Origin of the sequence: Janthinobacterium sp. DSP2-3-3, from assembly GCF_049897325.1 — a bacterium.
Taxonomy (GTDB): domain Bacteria; phylum Pseudomonadota; class Gammaproteobacteria; order Burkholderiales; family Burkholderiaceae_D; genus Janthinobacterium.
The window spans coordinates 297,401-312,291 of sequence record NZ_JAFCWA010000008.1; the positions used below are offsets into that span (position 1 = coordinate 297,401).

Genomic DNA, 14,891 nt, shown 5'->3' on the forward strand with positions numbered 1-14,891 from the left:
TTACTTCTTCTTGGTTTCTTTAAGCTTAACCACTTCGTCCGCATAGCGAACGCCCTTGCCTTTATAAGGCTCAGGAGCGCGGTAAGCACGAACTTCAGCGGCTACCTGGCCAACCTGTTGACGGTCGATACCTTTAATCAGGATCTCGGTCGGGGTTGGTGTTGCACAGGTAACGCCAGCTGGCATGTCATGCACTACAGGGTGCGAGAAACCCAGGGACAGATTCAACTTGTCGCCTTGAGCTTGCGCCTTGTAACCCACGCCTACCAGGTTCAGCTTTTTCTCGAAACCCTTGGTGACGCCAACAACCATGTTGTTGACCAGTGCGCGCAGCGTGCCGGACATGGCATTGGCTTCGCGGCTGTCGTTCGCCACGTCGAAACTCAGGGTTCCTGCATTGTTTTCCACTTTGACCTGGCCGGTGAGGGCCTGGGAAAGTACGCCCAGCGGGCCTTTTACGGTGATCGCTTGTGCGGAGATGGCGACTTCGGCGCCAGCTGGCACTACGATAGGCATTTTAGCTACTCGAGACATGTGTAACTCCTTAAGCCACGTAGCAAATAACTTCGCCGCCGACACCGGTAGCGCGTGCTTTGCGGTCAGTCATGACGCCTTGCGGAGTCGACACGATCGCCACACCCAAGCCATTCATCACAACAGGGATCTCGTCTTTACCCTTGTAGACGCGCAGACCCGGACGGGACACGCGCTCCAAGCGCTCAATAACGGGACGGCCAACATAATACTTCAAACCGATTTTCAGTTCCGCTTTGCCACCAGCTTCGGTAACAGCGAAATCTTCAATGTAACCCTCGTCCTTCAGGACGCTGGCAATCGCAATTTTGACTTTCGACGATGGCATGGCCACGGTCGTCTTTTGCACGCCTTGTGCATTGCGAATGCGGGTCAGCATATCGGCGATAGGATCGCTCATACTCATTGCATATTCTCCTATTACCAGCTTGCTTTTGTCATACCCGGAATTTCACCACGCATGGCGAATTCACGGAGCTTGATACGACCCAGACCGAATTTACGGAATGTGCCGCGCGGACGACCGGTGATGGCGCAACGATTACGTTGACGCGTCGGGTTCGAGTTACGTGGCAGCGCCTGCAATTTCAGGCGAGCTTCGTAGCGCTCTTCTTCCGATTTCGATTGATCATCGACGATGGCCTTGAGAGCTTCGCGCTTAGGGGCGAATTTCGCCACCAGGTCAGCACGCTTGATCTCACGATTAATCAGTGACAGTTTGGCCATGATCAGTTCCTGAAAGGGAATTTAAAGGCGGCGAGCAAAGCTTTGGCTTCGTCATCGGTCTTAGCGGTTGTCGTGATGCTGATATTCATACCGCGCAACGCGTCAATCTTGTCGTATTCGATTTCAGGGAAAATGATCTGTTCCTTGACACCGATGTTGTAGTTACCACGACCATCAAATGCACGGCCGTTCACACCACGGAAATCGCGTACGCGCGGCAGAGCCACGGTAATGAAGCGATCCAGGAACTCGTACATGCGAGCGCCGCGCAGGGTGACCATCGTACCGATCGGATAACCTTCACGGATTTTGAAGCCTGCGATCGCTTTGCGGGACTTGGTGGTCACTGGCTTCTGGCCGGCGATCTTGGTCAAGTCAGCAACTGCGTGCTCGAGAACTTTTTTATCCGCGATTGCCTCACCAACACCCATGTTCAGGGTGATTTTGGTCAGGCGTGGAACTTCCATTACCGACTTGTAACCAAACTTGCTGGTCAGGTCGGCAACGACTTTTTCTTTATAGAATTCTTGGAGACGTGCCATGATTTCTTAAGCCTTCACTACTTCGCCGGAGGATTTAAAGACGCGGACTTTTTTGCCATCCACTTCTTTGAAACCCACGCGATCTGCCTTGCCAGTCGCTGCATTAAACAATGCAACGTTGGACACGTGAATTGGCATGGTCTTATCGACGATACCACCAGTTACGCCAGTCATCGGGTTTGGCTTAGTCGCTTTTTTAGCGATGTTAATGCCGTCAACCACGATATGTTCAGCATCGATACGCTGCTGTACCACACCACGTTTGCCCTTGTCTTTCCCGGTCAGAACGATGACTTCGTCGTTTTTACGAATCTTATCCATTACGACTCCTTACAGGACTTCCGGTGCCAGGGACACGATTTTCATGAACTTCTCAGTGCGCAGTTCGCGCGTGACAGGTCCAAAAATACGGGTACCGATCGGTTCCAACTTGGCGTTCAACAGTACGGCGGCATTGCCGTCGAACTTCACCAGGGAACCGTCTTGGCGGCGAACACCTTTAGCGGTGCGCACAACCACGGCGTTATAAATTTCACCTTTTTTGACACGGCCACGTGGCGCAGCAACCTTAACGGTTACCTTGATCACATCGCCAATGCCAGCATAACGGCGCTTGGAGCCGCCCAATACCTTGATGCACATTACTTCTTTGGCACCGGTATTGTCAGCCACTTCGAGCCGGCTTTCAGTTTGAATCATAGTATTCTCTTTCCCAACTTAAGCCGAAGAATCCACACAATGTAGACCCACGGTCAGTCTTGGTCCCGCCAGAGCCGCCCTGCTGGGCTTCACTGTTTGGGTGCATGACCTTCATACATCAACTGACCGCGAATGCTACTGTCTGTGGCCAGACACTTTGCGGCGTTACATGAACGAAGCCCGCAAGTATTACATACAATTTGCGGGCCTGCAAGTACTAATTAAAACCCACCGCCGAAACGGTGGTTTTTATTTAAACGGTTGGTGCGGCTTGAACCACACGTGTCACCGTCCATGCCTTCGTTTTGGAGATCGGGCGACCTTCCTGGATCTCAACCGTATCACCGGCTTTGACCTGGTTGGTCTCGTCATGCGCATGATACTTGTTCGAGCGCATGATGATCTTGCCATACAAAGGATGTTTCACGTGGCGCTCGATCAGAACGGTAACGGTTTTGTCCATCTTGTCCGAAACCACTTTACCGATCAGCGTGCGCTTGAGCGACTGTTTCACTGGTTCGTTCATTTGGCTTCCTTCAGATTCATTACCGTCTTCACACGCGCGATATCGCGGCGTACCTTCTTGAGCTGCGAAGTGTTGCTCAGCTGTTGCGTAGCGATTTGCATACGCAGGCCGAACTGTGCCTTCAACAGGTCATTCAGCTCTTTTTGCAGAGCTGGCTGGTCCTTGCCGCGGAGTTCAGTTGCTTTCATATTCAACTCCAATTATTGGCCGACTTGACGTACGACAAACGTCGTAGCCAGTGGCAGTTTAGAGGCGGCAAGACGGAAAGCTTCCCGTGCCAGCGCTTCATCAACGCCATCCATTTCATACAGTACTTTGCCTGGCTGAATTTCAGCGACGTAGTACTCAGGATTACCTTTACCGTTACCCATACGGACTTCAGCCGGTTTGTTCGAAATCGGTTTGTCCGGGAAAATACGGATCCAGATACGGCCACCGCGCTTGATGTGACGCGTCATTGCACGACGCGCCGCTTCAATTTGACGCGCAGTGATACGACCGCGCGCAACTGCCTTCAGACCGAATTCGCCAAACGACACGGCGGTGCCGCGGCTGTGCGAAATACCGGTATTACGGCCTTTCTGCTCTTTACGATACTTTCTGCGTGCTGGTTGCAGCATGATTATTCTCCTGCTTTCTCAGCTGGTGCTGCTGCGGCGGCCGGTTTAGCGGCGGTACGCACACGTGCACCTGGTGCTGTGGATGGTTTCGCACCGGCACCGGCTGGACGTGGGCGGCCAGCTGGCTTACCATCGTCACGGCGTGGGCCGCGGCTTTTCTTCTCGTCAGCTGGGGTATCGATGACTGGTGCATCGCCGTTAGGCGCGCGGTCACCCTTGTATACCCACACCTTGACACCGATGATGCCGTAGGTGGTCGACGCTTCGCTGGTACCGTAGTCGATATCGGCGCGCAGGGTATGCAGAGGCACGCGGCCTTCGCGGTACCACTCTTTACGCGCGATTTCGATACCGTTCAGACGGCCGGACGACATGATCTTGATACCGAGAGCACCCAGGCGCATTGCATTTTGCATTGCACGCTTCATGGCGCGGCGGAACATGATCCGTTTTTCCAGCTGCTGAGCGATCGAATCGGCGATCAGTTGCGAGTCGATTTCTGGCTTGCGAATTTCTTCGATGTTCACGTGAACAGGTACGCCCATGATCTTGGTCAGCGCGGACTTCAGTACTTCGATGTCTTCGCCTTTTTTACCAATGACCACGCCTGGACGCGAGCTGTAGATCGTGAAGCGCGCGTTCTTGGCTGGGCGCTCGATAACGATGCGACCAACGGATGCGTTCTTCAGTTTCTTTTTCAGGTAAGCACGTGCTTTCAAGTCTTCGTTCAGCATGGCAGCGAAATTACCGTTGCCTGCATACCAGCGCGAAGCCCAGTTACGGGTGACCGCCAGACGGAAACCGGTTGGATGAATTTTCTGACCCATCGTGGCTCCTTAGTTACCGACAGTCACGTAAACGTGACAGGATTGTTTCGAAATACGGTCGCCACGGCCTTTTGCACGCGCGGTGAAGCGCTTCAGGACCGGGCCCTTTTCGACGTAGATCGTTTTCACGAACAATTCGTCGATGTCCGCGCCATCATTGTGCTCGGCATTCGCAATAGCGGATTCCAAAACGCGTTTGATGATCGCAGCACCTTTTTTCGGGCTGAATTGCAAGATGTTGAGTGCAGCGTCAACTTTCTTGCCACGGATCAGGTCAGCAACCAGGCGGCCCTTTTGGTCCGACAGGCGCACACCTTTGAGGATAGCTTTAGTTTCCATTATTTCTTAGCCTTTTTGTCAGCTGCATGGCCCTTGAACGTACGGGTCAGTGCGAATTCGCCGAGCTTGTGACCAACCATGTTTTCGGAAACATAAACCGGCACGTGCAGCTTGCCGTTATGAACCGCGATCGTCAGGCCGATGAAGTCAGGCATGATCGTCGAACGACGCGACCAGGTTTTGATTGGCTTTTTGTCTTTGGCTGCTTGCGCGGCTTCAACTTTTTTCACCAGGTGGGCGTCACAGAACGGCCCTTTTTTCAATGAACGTGTCATGTGCTACCCCTTATTTCTTGCCGCGGCGCGAGACGATCATGGAAGTCGTACGCTTGTTGCTGCGTGTTTTCTTACCCTTGGTCTGTTGGCCCCATGGCGAAACTGGATGACGACCAGCTGCTGTTTTACCTTCACCACCACCGTGCGGGTGATCGACCGGGTTCATGACCACACCGCGAACGGTAGGACGAACACCGCGCCAGCGCATCGCGCCAGCTTTACCGATTTTACGCAGGCTGTGCTCGGCGTTACCGACTTCACCAACCGTAGCACGGCACTCGATGTGCACGCGACGTACTTCACCCGAGCGCAGACGCACTTGAGCGTAAGTACCTTCACGCGCCATCAGCACAACGCCAGCGCCAGCGGTACGTGCCATTTGGGCACCTTTACCTGGCAGCATCTCGACGCAATGCATCACGGTGCCGACTGGAATGTTGCGGATTGGCAAGCAGTTACCCGATTTGATCGGCGCTTCCGAACCATTCATCACGCTATCGCCAACGGCCATGCCTTTGGTTGCGATGATGTAGTGGCGTTCGCCATCGGCGTAGCACAACAGAGCGATATTCGCGGTGCGGTTTGGATCGTATTCGATACGTTCCACTTTCGCTGGAATACCGTCTTTGGTGCGCTTGAAGTCGATCAAGCGATAGTGTTGCTTATGACCACCACCGATATGACGGGTGGTGATGTGACCGTTGTTGTTACGACCAGCGGTCTTGGATTTCTTTTCAACCAGGGCAGCGAACGGACGACCTTTGTACAGGTCTGGGTTCACCACCTTTACCATGCCGCGACGGCCTGGCGAGGTTGGTTTCATCTTAACGAGTGCCATTATGCAGCCTCCTCGGAGAAGTTGATTTCCTGGCCAGGCTTCAGGCACACGAAAGCACGCTTGGTATGGTTACGACGACCGTTGAACTTGCCGGTGCGCTTTTGCTTACCTTCGCGGTTTGCAGTTTGCACAGACAGAACTTCAACCTTGAACAGCAGTTCGACCGCTGCCTTGATTTCAGGCTTGGTTGCATCCGGCAGTACGCGGAATACAATTTGCTCGTTCTTTTCCGCGACCATGGTGGCCTTTTCGGAAATGACCGGCGCCAACAGCACCTTCATCAAGCGTTCTTCGCTATGTTTCAAAATCGCGCTCATGCCAGCATCTCCTCAATCTTAGCCAATGCAGCTTTGGTGACCAAGATCTTCTTGTAGAACACCAGGGACATCGGGTCTGCGTGACGTGGCTCAACGACGAGTACGTTAGGCAGGTTGCGCGATGCCAGTTCCAGGTTTTCGTTCAGAACGTCGGTGATGATCAGAACCGAATCAAAGCCCAGACCGTTCAATTTTTGCGACAGCAGCTTGGTTTTTGGCGCGTCGATCGTCAGATCGTCGATGACGATCAGGCGCTCTTCGCGAGCCAGCTGCGACAGGATCGAGCAGATACCTGCGCGATACATTTTTTTGTTCACTTTGTGGGTGAAGTTTTCGTCAGGCGAGTTCGGGAAAATCCGACCACCGCCGCGCCACAGTGGCGACGACGACATACCAGCACGAGCGCGGCCGGTACCTTTTTGGCGCCATGGCTTTTTCGTCGTGTGGTGAACTTCTTCACGGTCTTTTTGCTTGCGGTTACCACTACGTGCATTCGCTTGATAAGCGATGACGACTTGGTGGATCAGCGCTTCGTTGTAATCACGGCCGAAAATCGTATCGGCTGCAGCAACGTTCGAGGCGGCTTGACCTTGCGCATTCAGAAGCTTGAGTTCCATCGTTTAAGCTCCCTTCTTGGCTTTGGTTTTGATGGCTGGCGAGACAACTACCTGGCCATTTTTCGCACCTGGAATCGCGCCTTTGACCAGCAGCAGCTGACGGTCGGCATCGATACGGGCGATCACGAGGTTCTGGATCGTACGGTTAACGTCACCCAGATGACCGGTCATGCGCTTACCAGGGAAAACGCGACCTGGATCTTGTGCCATACCGATGGAACCTGGAACATTATGCGAACGCGAGTTACCGTGCGTTGCACGGCCAGAAGCGAAGTGGTAACGTTTGATAACGCCTGCATAGCCTTTACCAATGGTAACGCCTTGCACGTCGATCTTTTGACCGACTTCGAACAGGGAAGCAGCGACAACATCGCCAGCTTTCAGTTCAGCGGCTTTAGCAGCATCGACACGGAACTCTTTCAACAGAGTACCGGCTTCAACACCAGCTTTAGCGTGATGACCAGCAACAGCTTTGGTCACGCGGGAAGCGCGACGTTGACCGAATGCGACCTGAACAGCGGAGTAGCCATCTGTTTCAGGGGTTTTGATTTGCGCAACACGGTTGTTCGATACGTCCAACACGGTGACCGGGATCGAATCCCCTTCATCCGTGAAAATGCGCATCATACCAACCTTGCGACCGAGAAGGCCTAGGCTCATTTTTTCTCCATTCCCACCTGCGATTGGGCGGGGCTTGTTTAACTACAAAGTAACGTAGGACTCAAAAAAAGACGAATCCATACCGAAGCCGGCTAGTATATAGCACAAAAACCCTTGACGCAACAAGTTAACACGAGGTATGTCAAAGTGTTGCGCGACGCCCCTGCGGGAGTTCTCAGCGCGCTTGAAAAACGCTGCCGCAAGGCAACTTGGCGGGCGCAAAGCACGGCGGCATGCGCCCTGGCGGGTGATGACAGAAACACACAAGGCGCGCCATGGCATGCGCGCGCCGCCCTTCCCCTCCCGGACGTGGCGCCCGAAAAAGCTTATTGCTGGCAGTTGATCAGGCAATGCTCGTACAACTCCTCGCAAATGGGGCTGCCGCCAAGGTGCGCCCGGCAATTGGCCACTTTTTGCCCGCACTCGCTATAGCACTGCGTGACATCGCCGGCAGCAAACGCATACGAGGCACTCAGGCCGAGCGCAAACAGGAAAGCCATCGTCTTCTTGATCATATTTCATCTCCGTTTATCAGATGGAAGAACAACCTGAACGACACGCCATCCTCGCACCGCCCGGGCAGACACCGTAGCACCCGCCATTGCTTGAAAAGCAATGCCAATAGAATACCGTAAACAATACCAACCAACTACCAATTTACGGTGCCGTGCTTCCCGCACAACATAAAACGCCAGCCCGGACATATCACCGTTCGGGCTGGCTGGAAGAAGGCACATGGCGCCGGAGTGGCTCTTACTCCTGCGGTGCTCCTTTGCCAATCTGATACCAGTCCACCTTGCGCGTCGCTACCATGATGGCGGCCAGGACGGCAAACAACAGGATGCTGCCCATTACCAGTGCATTGTTTTCCGAGCTTAGCAAGCCGTACAGCGCGCCGTACAGCAGCGTCAGCGCCACGCCGAAGCCGATGCCGCGCCAGGCGTTGTGCAGCACGTGCACCAGATAAAAGCTGGTCAGCACGATACAGGCGGCGCTGGCGATCAGGTAGGCGGCCAGGAAGGAGATATGCTCGGCCAGGCCTACCAGCAGCAGGAAGAAGATCACCAGCGACAAGCCCACCAGCAAATACTGCACCGGGTGGATCGGCAGGCTTTTCAGGATTTCAAAGATGAAGAAGGCGGCAAAGGTCAGCGCCACGAACAGCAAGCCATATTTGGTGGCGCGGTCCGATTGCGAATACACATTCACCGGCTCGATGAAGCCCACGCTGAAGCGGTCCACCTGACCCAGCGGCGCACTGTCGGGCACCTTGAATTCACCCTCGATCGTGCTCAGCTGCGTTTGCGCATTCGTGGCCAGCGAGGAGATATTCCACTCGGCCTGAAAGCCATCGGCGTTGATCTGGCGGTATTTCGGCGATGGCAGGAAGCGCCCGCCAAACTGCGGATGGGGCCAGTTCGACTTGATGCTGATCTGGCTGTTTTTCGCCACCGGCACGAAATGCTGGCGTTCGATGCCATCCAATCCCAGGGCAAAGCTGAATTTTACCTGTTGCGCTTGCGCCAGCGGCATCGCTCCCAGCGGCGCGTGCAGGCCGCTGCGGAAGGCAAACAGGTCGGTGCCCTGTTCGAACTCGATCTGGCGCCCGCCCCAATCGATTTTCGGGATATTGCGGATGCCGCGCACGTCCTCAATCGATAGCGCAATGAAAGGCTGGCCGACGGCAATGCGCGAGTCTGGCGTCTTGCGCGGCAACTGGTCAAGACTCGGCACCGTGAAGTCGCCCCTGAACGCATGCTGGCCGCTGTACACCAGCACCTGGTGGATGCCACGGTAGCGGCGGTCGGTCTCGATGGTGCCTTCCTGCAGCAAAAAGTTCGGGTACACCAACAAGCGACGCTGCACCGTGCGGCGCTGCAACTCCGTGCGCGCAGGCACACTCACTGCCTGTGTCTTGTCATCGCCCTTGCCCACCTCCACGCGCTCTTCATACTGCTCCGTGTAGGGAATCACCAGGATGGGACCGATGATGGTTTGTTCGCGCACCGAATCGGCGGCGATGCTGTTGACAGCTTCCTGGCGGAATTCCATCCGCTCCTTGATCGTTTCCTGAATCATCAGCAAAGGCAGGCCGATCAGCAGCATCAGGCCAAACACGATCAACGCTTTGACGAGTAAAGTTTTTTGCATGGCGCATCCTTGAAGTAAGGACGCCAGTGTAGAAAAATCATATGCGCTGATGATGCGCTGCGTGTGAAGTCTGGAAATAGATGCACGCTAAGCCAGCGGCAGGCACAGGCGTGCGCAGGCGCCACCCTCCGCATGATTGAACACCTCGACCGTGCCACCATGCAGGGAAGCGACCTCGCGCACGAAGGGCAGACCCAGCCCGGTGCTCTTGCCGGCGCTGGGGCGCGGCAAGGAGTAAAAGCGCTCGAAGATACGCTCCAGCGCATACGCGGGGATGCCTGCACCCCGGTCGCGCACGGTAATTTCCACCTGCATGCCCTGGCACCGCGCCGTCAAGTCGATGCAGCTGCCCGGCGGCGCAAAGCCGGCCGCATTGTCGAGCAAGTTACCCAGCGCCTGGCGCAGCAGCAGGGTATCGCCCGCCACGCTCGCCTCGTCGGCCTGTAGTTGCAGGCGCACGCCACGCGCCGCCAGGGTGGCCGCACCATCCTGCGCCACTTGCGCCAGCAATGGCCCCAGCGCGATACGCTCGGGATGCTCCAGGCGCTGCTGCTTTTCCACGCGCACCAGAGCCAGCAGCTTGTCGATCAGTTGCCGCTGGCGCGCATTCTGTTCCAGGATACTGGCCAGAAACTGGCGCCGTTCGGCTGGCGGCATGTCTTCCTGCAGCAGTTCGGCCGACGCCTGGATGGCGGCGATCGGGCTTTTCAACTCATGCGCCAGCGTATGCATCAGCTGCTCCACATATTCCTTGCCTTCCAGGCGCGTGCGCATCGCCTCCAGCGCCCGTCCCAGGGTGCCGATCTCGTTCTTGCCCAGCGCCGGCAGCGCCACCTTGCGACCCGCTTCCACGTCGCCGATGTAACGCATCAGCTTGCCCAGCGCATGGTGCAACCACCAGGCAAATGCCAGGCCGATCAGCAGCGACAACAGCAACAGGATGGCGCCGCGCTGCAATATCTTGCGCTGGCTGCGCTCGACAAAGGCTTGCACGCTGGCATTCGGCTTGGCCACCGTCAGCACGCCGATCACCTCATTGCCGTCGCGAATCGGCGCAGCCACGTGCATCACGGTCGACATTTCGTCATCGGGCCGGCTGCGCGTGCTGCGCGCGCCATACTTGCCCTGCAAGGTGAGATACACGTCATTCCAACGCGAATAATCGCGCCCCACGTCGCGGCCACTGGAATCGAACAGGACGATGCCGTGCCGGTCAGTGATGGTGATACGGTAATCGAGCGTGCGCTTGCGCACGCCATTGATATTGACGTCCACGCCATGGCGCGCATAGTCCTGCATGCGCTCGGCCACGGGCGACTGCGCCAGCGTGCCCGCCTTCAAGTCGGGCGCCACCAGGCTGGCCAGCAGTTGCGAGGTATCGACCAGCGTATCCTCCAGGGTCGAGCGCACGCCCGGCTTGACCTGTTCCATGAAGACATTCAGCAGGAACCAAGCAGCCAGGCCCACGATCAGGAAGTAGCCGAGCAGGATACGCAGGCCGATCTTCATGCGCCGGCCAGGCTGTAGCCGAGGCCACGGTGGGTGTGGATGGGATCAACCTGCGCATCGATGGTGCGCAGCTTGGCGCGCAGCGATTTGACATGCGCGTCGACGGTGCGCTCGAGCGTATCGGGCGCCCCGCTCCACACGCGCTCCATCAGCTGCGCGCGCGACAAGACGTGGCCGGGATGCTCGAGCAAGGCCTTCAGCAGCAGATACTCATAGCGGGTCAGGTCCAGCGGCTGACCATGGAATAACACCCTTGCCTCAAGCGCGCGCAACTCGAAGCGCGCCGGCACCGGCGCACCTGGCGGGACGGCAGCAGCTATCGTCATGCCAGTCTCCGGCGGCTTCTGGACCACGCCTGCGCGACGCAAAATGACACGGATGCGCGCCACCAGTTCGCGCGGCGAAAACGGCTTGGTGACGTAATCATCGGCACCGATTTCCAGGCCGACGATACGGTCGATTTCATCGCTGCGGGCCGTCAGGAAGATCACCGGCACCTCGGAAAACTGGCGCAGCCGGCGGCACACTTCCAGCCCGCTCATGTCTGGCAAGCCCACGTCGAGCACCACCAGCACGGGCAATGGCGCAGCGTCGCCGGGAGTGGGACGCAGCAAGGCCAGGGCCTGTTCGCCCAGCATCACATGGCGCGGCGTAAAGCCGTCCGTGCGCAAGGCATAGGCGATGCTGTCGGCTATCGCCTGTTCATCTTCCACGATCAGGACAGTCTTGGACATGGCGGCGGCACGCATTAATGGACAAGCCCGGAGTATCCCTGAAGCGGGCAAGCGGCGTCAATCGCGCGCCTTGCCGTGCGCTGGCGAAAAGCCGCCCATGCCGAAAAAACTTATAGTATATTTATCACAGCATGACTCCACTGATACACCGTGTCTAACACCCGTACGAGGAGACTATGAAGACCCATACCATCAGCCTGCTATGCGCCGTCAGTCTGTTGGCCGCCTGCGCGGCGCCAGCGACACTCACCACCTCCAACGCACAACACGACGCCTGCAACGCGGCCGAACTCAAAGGCCAGTTTGGCGAAGCGGAACTGGCTTGTGTGCAGGCGCTACGCAGCGCCGAGCAGGCCGGGGCCAGTGCAGACATCCTCTCCCAGCGCCAGTACAACCTGGGCCGCATCAAGCGCTTGCAAGGCAAGAATGCCGAAGCGGAGCAACTTTACCGGCAAGCCCTGGCCACGGAAGAAGCAGCGCAGCCACGCAACGATGCGCGCGTCGGCCGCCGCATGGTGGAACTGGCGTCGGCGCTGGCGGCGCAAGGCAAGTGGCAGGAAGGCACGGGCTATCTGGAACGCGTGCTGCCGTTGTTGCCGCAGCTGTCGCCAGCCTCGCGCACGTATTCGGCAGAAGTGCTGCGCCAGTATGCCAAACAGCTGCAGGGCGGCCCGCAAGCCGCGCTGGGTACGCGCTTCGAGGTGGTGGCGGCCAGCCTGTAGGCGCTCCCGGGCCGGCCTAAGGCTGGGCGACGTGGATGCTGGCCTTGATGTGCTTGAGGTGGGCCACGATGGTGAACGTCATCACCACCAGCAGCGACCATGAGCTCCATTTGCTGACATGCACCGCCGACCAGGCGCCAAGCTGGTTCGGATAGCGCCACACACCCCAGAAAGTGCTGATGTTTTCGGCCAGCCAGATAAAAAAGCCGACCAGCACGAAACCGAGTAGCAGGGGCATGCTGCGGTCGCGGTCGAGCGGGCGGAACACCACGGTGGTGCGCGCGTACAGGCCCAGCGCGCAGGCGGCCAGATACCAGCGATAGTCGCCGATGTAGTGATGGGTGAAGAAGTTGGCGTAGATCAGCAGCGCGATCAGCACCGCCATCCAGTACGGCGGATGGTGACGTATGCGCATATCGAGCAGGCGCCAGGTCTGGATGATGTAGCTGCCGACGGCTGCGTACATAAAGCCGGAAAACAGGGGTACGCCCAGCACCTTGCTGTAGGCGAAGTCGGGATAGCTCCACGACTGGATCGTCCCCGATACCTTGAACACCTCCAGCGCAAAGCCGACAGCATGAAACAGACAGATGGCTTTCAACTCATCCCACGTTTCCAGTCCGCTCCAGAGCATCGCGCCCTGGATCGCCAGCGCCACCAGCAGCAGCACGTCATAGCGCGGCAGGCCGAACAAGCCGGCGCGTGGCACCAGGAACACGGCAGCAAAAAACAGCCCCACGAACAGGCACGACCTCGCCTCCTTAATGCCGAAATACAGGAATTCGGTCAGGAAACGCGGCCAGCCGCGCAAGCGGCTACGGGGCGCGGCATTTAACAGGTGAGTATCGAGGGCATTGAGCATGCAGCAACTTTATCGAGCGGCCGCAACACTGTAAAGCGATTTTGCACGCGTACGGCGAAGCCGCCCATGCTAGCCATGCACCAATAGCAATGGGGCCGGGCGCACTCACGATTGTGAGCAGGCCCGGCCCCATCATCAGGCAGCGGGACACCCCGCCGGCCTGGAACAGCTGTCAACACCTGATGCTACGGTATTGTCAGCCGCCCTTGAAACTCTTATTGCAGTTTGATTTCAACATCAACACCAGCTGGCAGGTCCAGCTTCATCAGCGCGTCAACGGTTTTGTCCGTTGGGTCAACGATGTCCATCAGGCGTTGGTGCGTACGGATCTCGAACTGATCGCGCGAAGTTTTGTTGACGTGCGGGGAACGCAGCACATCGAAACGTTGAATACGGGTAGGCAGTGGTACTGGGCCTTTGACGACAGCGCCGGTGCGCTTCGCGGTTTCAACGATTTCCAGAGCGGACTGGTCGATCAATTTGTAATCGAAAGCCTTCAGGCGGATACGGATTTTTTGGTTTGGTGCCGACATGATATTTCCTTAAAAGAACGAACCGCGCGGTCTGCACGGCAATGAGGTCATACGGGAATTTCTGACGCAACAACCGTCAGGGTCGACATGATAGCACCAAAATGCTTGCCAACCCCGGCAGTTGAATAAAAAGAAGGGCGCCGGGCGACGACGCGTCTTCTTTTATGCAGGCTTAAGAATTAGGCCAGGATTTTTGCAACAACACCAGCGCCGACGGTACGACCGCCTTCACGGATAGCGAAGCGCAGGCCTTCTTCCATCGCGATCGGGTTGATCAGCTTGACGGTGATCGACACGTTATCGCCTGGCATGACCATTTCTTTGTCTGCTGGCAACTCGATCGAACCAGTCACGTCCGTCGTGCGGAAGTAGAACTGTGGACGATAGTTGTTGAAGAATGGCGTATGACGGCCGCCTTCGTCTTTCGACAGAACATAGATCTCGCCGGTGAAGTGGGCGTGTGGCTTGATCGAGCCTGGCTTTGCCAGAACTTGACCACGTTGCACGTCTTCACGCTTGGTGCCGCGCAGCAGCAGGCCAACGTTGTCGCCTGCTTGACCTTGGTCCAGCAGCTTGCGGAACATTTCCACGCCGGTGCAAGTCGTTTTGACGGTATCGATAATACCAACGATTTCGATCTCTTCGCCGACTTTAACAATGCCGCGCTCGATACGACCGGTCACAACGGTACCGCGACCCGAGATCGAGAACACGTCTTCCACTGGCATCAGGAAGGCACCATCAACAGCGCGCTCTGGCGTTGGGATGTACGAATCGAGGGCATCGGCCAGACGCAACACTGCATCCACGCCCATTTCGCCTTCTTTGCCTTCCAGCGCCATACGTGCCGAACCTTTGAT

General features: G+C 57.0%; 24 protein-coding genes. 1 reads left to right on the forward strand and 23 read right to left on the reverse strand.

The features are described from left to right. From rplF to creB, 20 genes are all read right to left on the reverse strand, one after another. Entirely contained in the window at nucleotides 1-534 is a 534-nt protein-coding gene (gene rplF / locus ACP7DE_RS18040) for a 50S ribosomal protein L6 (RefSeq protein ID WP_034778281.1), read from the reverse strand. Between the two features lie 10 nt (nucleotides 535-544). Next, nucleotides 545-940, reverse strand: coding sequence for a 30S ribosomal protein S8 (gene rpsH, locus ACP7DE_RS18045; protein ID WP_010394425.1), 396 nt, complete (start codon nucleotides 938-940; stop codon nucleotides 545-547). A gap of 14 nt (nucleotides 941-954) precedes the next feature. Then, a complete protein-coding gene (rpsN, locus tag ACP7DE_RS18050; RefSeq protein WP_010394423.1) occupies nucleotides 955-1,260 on the reverse strand; it encodes a 30S ribosomal protein S14 in 306 nt (101 codons plus the stop codon). Nucleotides 1,261-1,262: 2 nt separating this feature from the next. Further along, nucleotides 1,263-1,802, reverse strand: a complete 540-nt coding sequence (rplE, locus tag ACP7DE_RS18055) for a 50S ribosomal protein L5 (RefSeq protein WP_010394421.1) — start codon at nucleotides 1,800-1,802, stop codon at nucleotides 1,263-1,265. Between the two features lie 6 nt (nucleotides 1,803-1,808). Then, complete coding sequence (gene rplX / locus ACP7DE_RS18060) at nucleotides 1,809-2,123, reverse strand: 50S ribosomal protein L24 (protein WP_010394419.1); 315 nt, start codon at nucleotides 2,121-2,123, stop codon at nucleotides 1,809-1,811. 9 nt (nucleotides 2,124-2,132) lie between these two features. Next, nucleotides 2,133-2,501: a 50S ribosomal protein L14 gene (gene rplN, locus ACP7DE_RS18065; RefSeq protein WP_008444317.1), complete on the reverse strand. Its 369-nt coding sequence runs from the start codon at nucleotides 2,499-2,501 to the stop codon at nucleotides 2,133-2,135. Nucleotides 2,502-2,754: 253 nt separating this feature from the next. After that, a complete protein-coding gene (gene rpsQ, locus ACP7DE_RS18070; protein WP_010394415.1) occupies nucleotides 2,755-3,027 on the reverse strand; it encodes a 30S ribosomal protein S17 in 273 nt (90 codons plus the stop codon). Beyond that, nucleotides 3,024-3,215 (reverse strand): 50S ribosomal protein L29, encoded by a 192-nt coding sequence (gene rpmC, locus ACP7DE_RS18075; protein WP_071079768.1) that lies wholly within the window; start codon nucleotides 3,213-3,215, stop codon nucleotides 3,024-3,026. The genes rpsQ and rpmC overlap by 4 nt, the downstream gene beginning before the upstream one ends. A gap of 12 nt (nucleotides 3,216-3,227) precedes the next feature. Then, the gene (rplP, locus tag ACP7DE_RS18080; protein WP_017877854.1) at nucleotides 3,228-3,647 is read right to left on the reverse strand and encodes a 50S ribosomal protein L16; all 420 of its coding nucleotides are present in this window, start codon (nucleotides 3,645-3,647) and stop codon (nucleotides 3,228-3,230) included. A gap of 2 nt (nucleotides 3,648-3,649) precedes the next feature. Continuing rightward, nucleotides 3,650-4,474: a 30S ribosomal protein S3 gene (gene rpsC, locus ACP7DE_RS18085; protein WP_034753199.1), complete on the reverse strand. Its 825-nt coding sequence runs from the start codon at nucleotides 4,472-4,474 to the stop codon at nucleotides 3,650-3,652. A 9-nt stretch (nucleotides 4,475-4,483) separates the two neighbouring features. Further along, nucleotides 4,484-4,816, reverse strand: coding sequence for a 50S ribosomal protein L22 (gene rplV / locus ACP7DE_RS18090; protein WP_170840583.1), 333 nt, complete (start codon nucleotides 4,814-4,816; stop codon nucleotides 4,484-4,486). Further along, a complete protein-coding gene (rpsS, locus tag ACP7DE_RS18095) occupies nucleotides 4,813-5,088 on the reverse strand; it encodes a 30S ribosomal protein S19 (RefSeq protein WP_008444295.1) in 276 nt (91 codons plus the stop codon). Before rpsS ends, rplV begins: the two co-directional genes overlap by 4 nt. Before the next feature lie 10 nt (nucleotides 5,089-5,098). Further along, on the reverse strand, nucleotides 5,099-5,926 hold the full coding sequence (gene rplB, locus ACP7DE_RS18100; RefSeq protein WP_010394400.1) for a 50S ribosomal protein L2: 828 nt from the start codon (nucleotides 5,924-5,926) through the stop codon (nucleotides 5,099-5,101). Further along, a complete protein-coding gene (gene rplW, locus ACP7DE_RS18105; protein WP_010394398.1) occupies nucleotides 5,926-6,243 on the reverse strand; it encodes a 50S ribosomal protein L23 in 318 nt (105 codons plus the stop codon). Before rplW ends, rplB begins: the two co-directional genes overlap by 1 nt. After that, nucleotides 6,240-6,860: a 50S ribosomal protein L4 gene (rplD, locus tag ACP7DE_RS18110; RefSeq protein ID WP_034753197.1), complete on the reverse strand. Its 621-nt coding sequence runs from the start codon at nucleotides 6,858-6,860 to the stop codon at nucleotides 6,240-6,242. The genes rplW and rplD overlap by 4 nt, the downstream gene beginning before the upstream one ends. 3 nt (nucleotides 6,861-6,863) lie before the next feature. Further along, on the reverse strand, nucleotides 6,864-7,520 hold the full coding sequence (gene rplC / locus ACP7DE_RS18115) for a 50S ribosomal protein L3 (RefSeq protein WP_010394393.1): 657 nt from the start codon (nucleotides 7,518-7,520) through the stop codon (nucleotides 6,864-6,866). 326 nt (nucleotides 7,521-7,846) lie between these two features. After that, nucleotides 7,847-8,035 carry a hypothetical protein gene (locus ACP7DE_RS18120; RefSeq protein ID WP_426073381.1) on the reverse strand — a complete coding sequence of 63 codons (189 nt, stop codon included), beginning with the start codon at nucleotides 8,033-8,035 and terminating at the stop codon, nucleotides 7,847-7,849. A 238-nt stretch (nucleotides 8,036-8,273) separates the two neighbouring features. Then, nucleotides 8,274-9,671 (reverse strand): cell envelope integrity protein CreD, encoded by a 1,398-nt coding sequence (creD, locus tag ACP7DE_RS18125; RefSeq protein WP_426073382.1) that lies wholly within the window; start codon nucleotides 9,669-9,671, stop codon nucleotides 8,274-8,276. Nucleotides 9,672-9,758: 87 nt separating this feature from the next. Then, nucleotides 9,759-11,180 (reverse strand): two-component system sensor histidine kinase CreC, encoded by a 1,422-nt coding sequence (gene creC, locus ACP7DE_RS18130; RefSeq protein ID WP_426073383.1) that lies wholly within the window; start codon nucleotides 11,178-11,180, stop codon nucleotides 9,759-9,761. Then, the gene (gene creB / locus ACP7DE_RS18135; protein ID WP_426073384.1) at nucleotides 11,177-11,914 is read right to left on the reverse strand and encodes a two-component system response regulator CreB; all 738 of its coding nucleotides are present in this window, start codon (nucleotides 11,912-11,914) and stop codon (nucleotides 11,177-11,179) included. Before creB ends, creC begins: the two co-directional genes overlap by 4 nt. 176 nt (nucleotides 11,915-12,090) lie before the next feature. Between creB and ACP7DE_RS18140 the strand changes: the two genes are divergently transcribed. Next, on the forward strand, nucleotides 12,091-12,636 hold the full coding sequence (locus ACP7DE_RS18140) for a tetratricopeptide repeat protein (RefSeq protein WP_426073385.1): 546 nt from the start codon (nucleotides 12,091-12,093) through the stop codon (nucleotides 12,634-12,636). A gap of 16 nt (nucleotides 12,637-12,652) precedes the next feature. Here the strand turns inward: ACP7DE_RS18140 and ACP7DE_RS18145 are convergent, their stop codons facing one another. The 3 genes from ACP7DE_RS18145 to ACP7DE_RS18155 all read right to left on the reverse strand — a co-directional run. Continuing rightward, nucleotides 12,653-13,498, reverse strand: coding sequence for a DUF817 domain-containing protein (locus tag ACP7DE_RS18145; protein WP_426073386.1), 846 nt, complete (start codon nucleotides 13,496-13,498; stop codon nucleotides 12,653-12,655). 215 nt (nucleotides 13,499-13,713) lie between these two features. Next, on the reverse strand, nucleotides 13,714-14,031 hold the full coding sequence (rpsJ, locus tag ACP7DE_RS18150) for a 30S ribosomal protein S10 (protein ID WP_010394389.1): 318 nt from the start codon (nucleotides 14,029-14,031) through the stop codon (nucleotides 13,714-13,716). Between the two features lie 179 nt (nucleotides 14,032-14,210). Continuing rightward, on the reverse strand, nucleotides 14,211-14,891 hold a 681-nt coding region (locus tag ACP7DE_RS18155; RefSeq protein ID WP_426073387.1), incomplete at its 5' end, for an EF-Tu/IF-2/RF-3 family GTPase.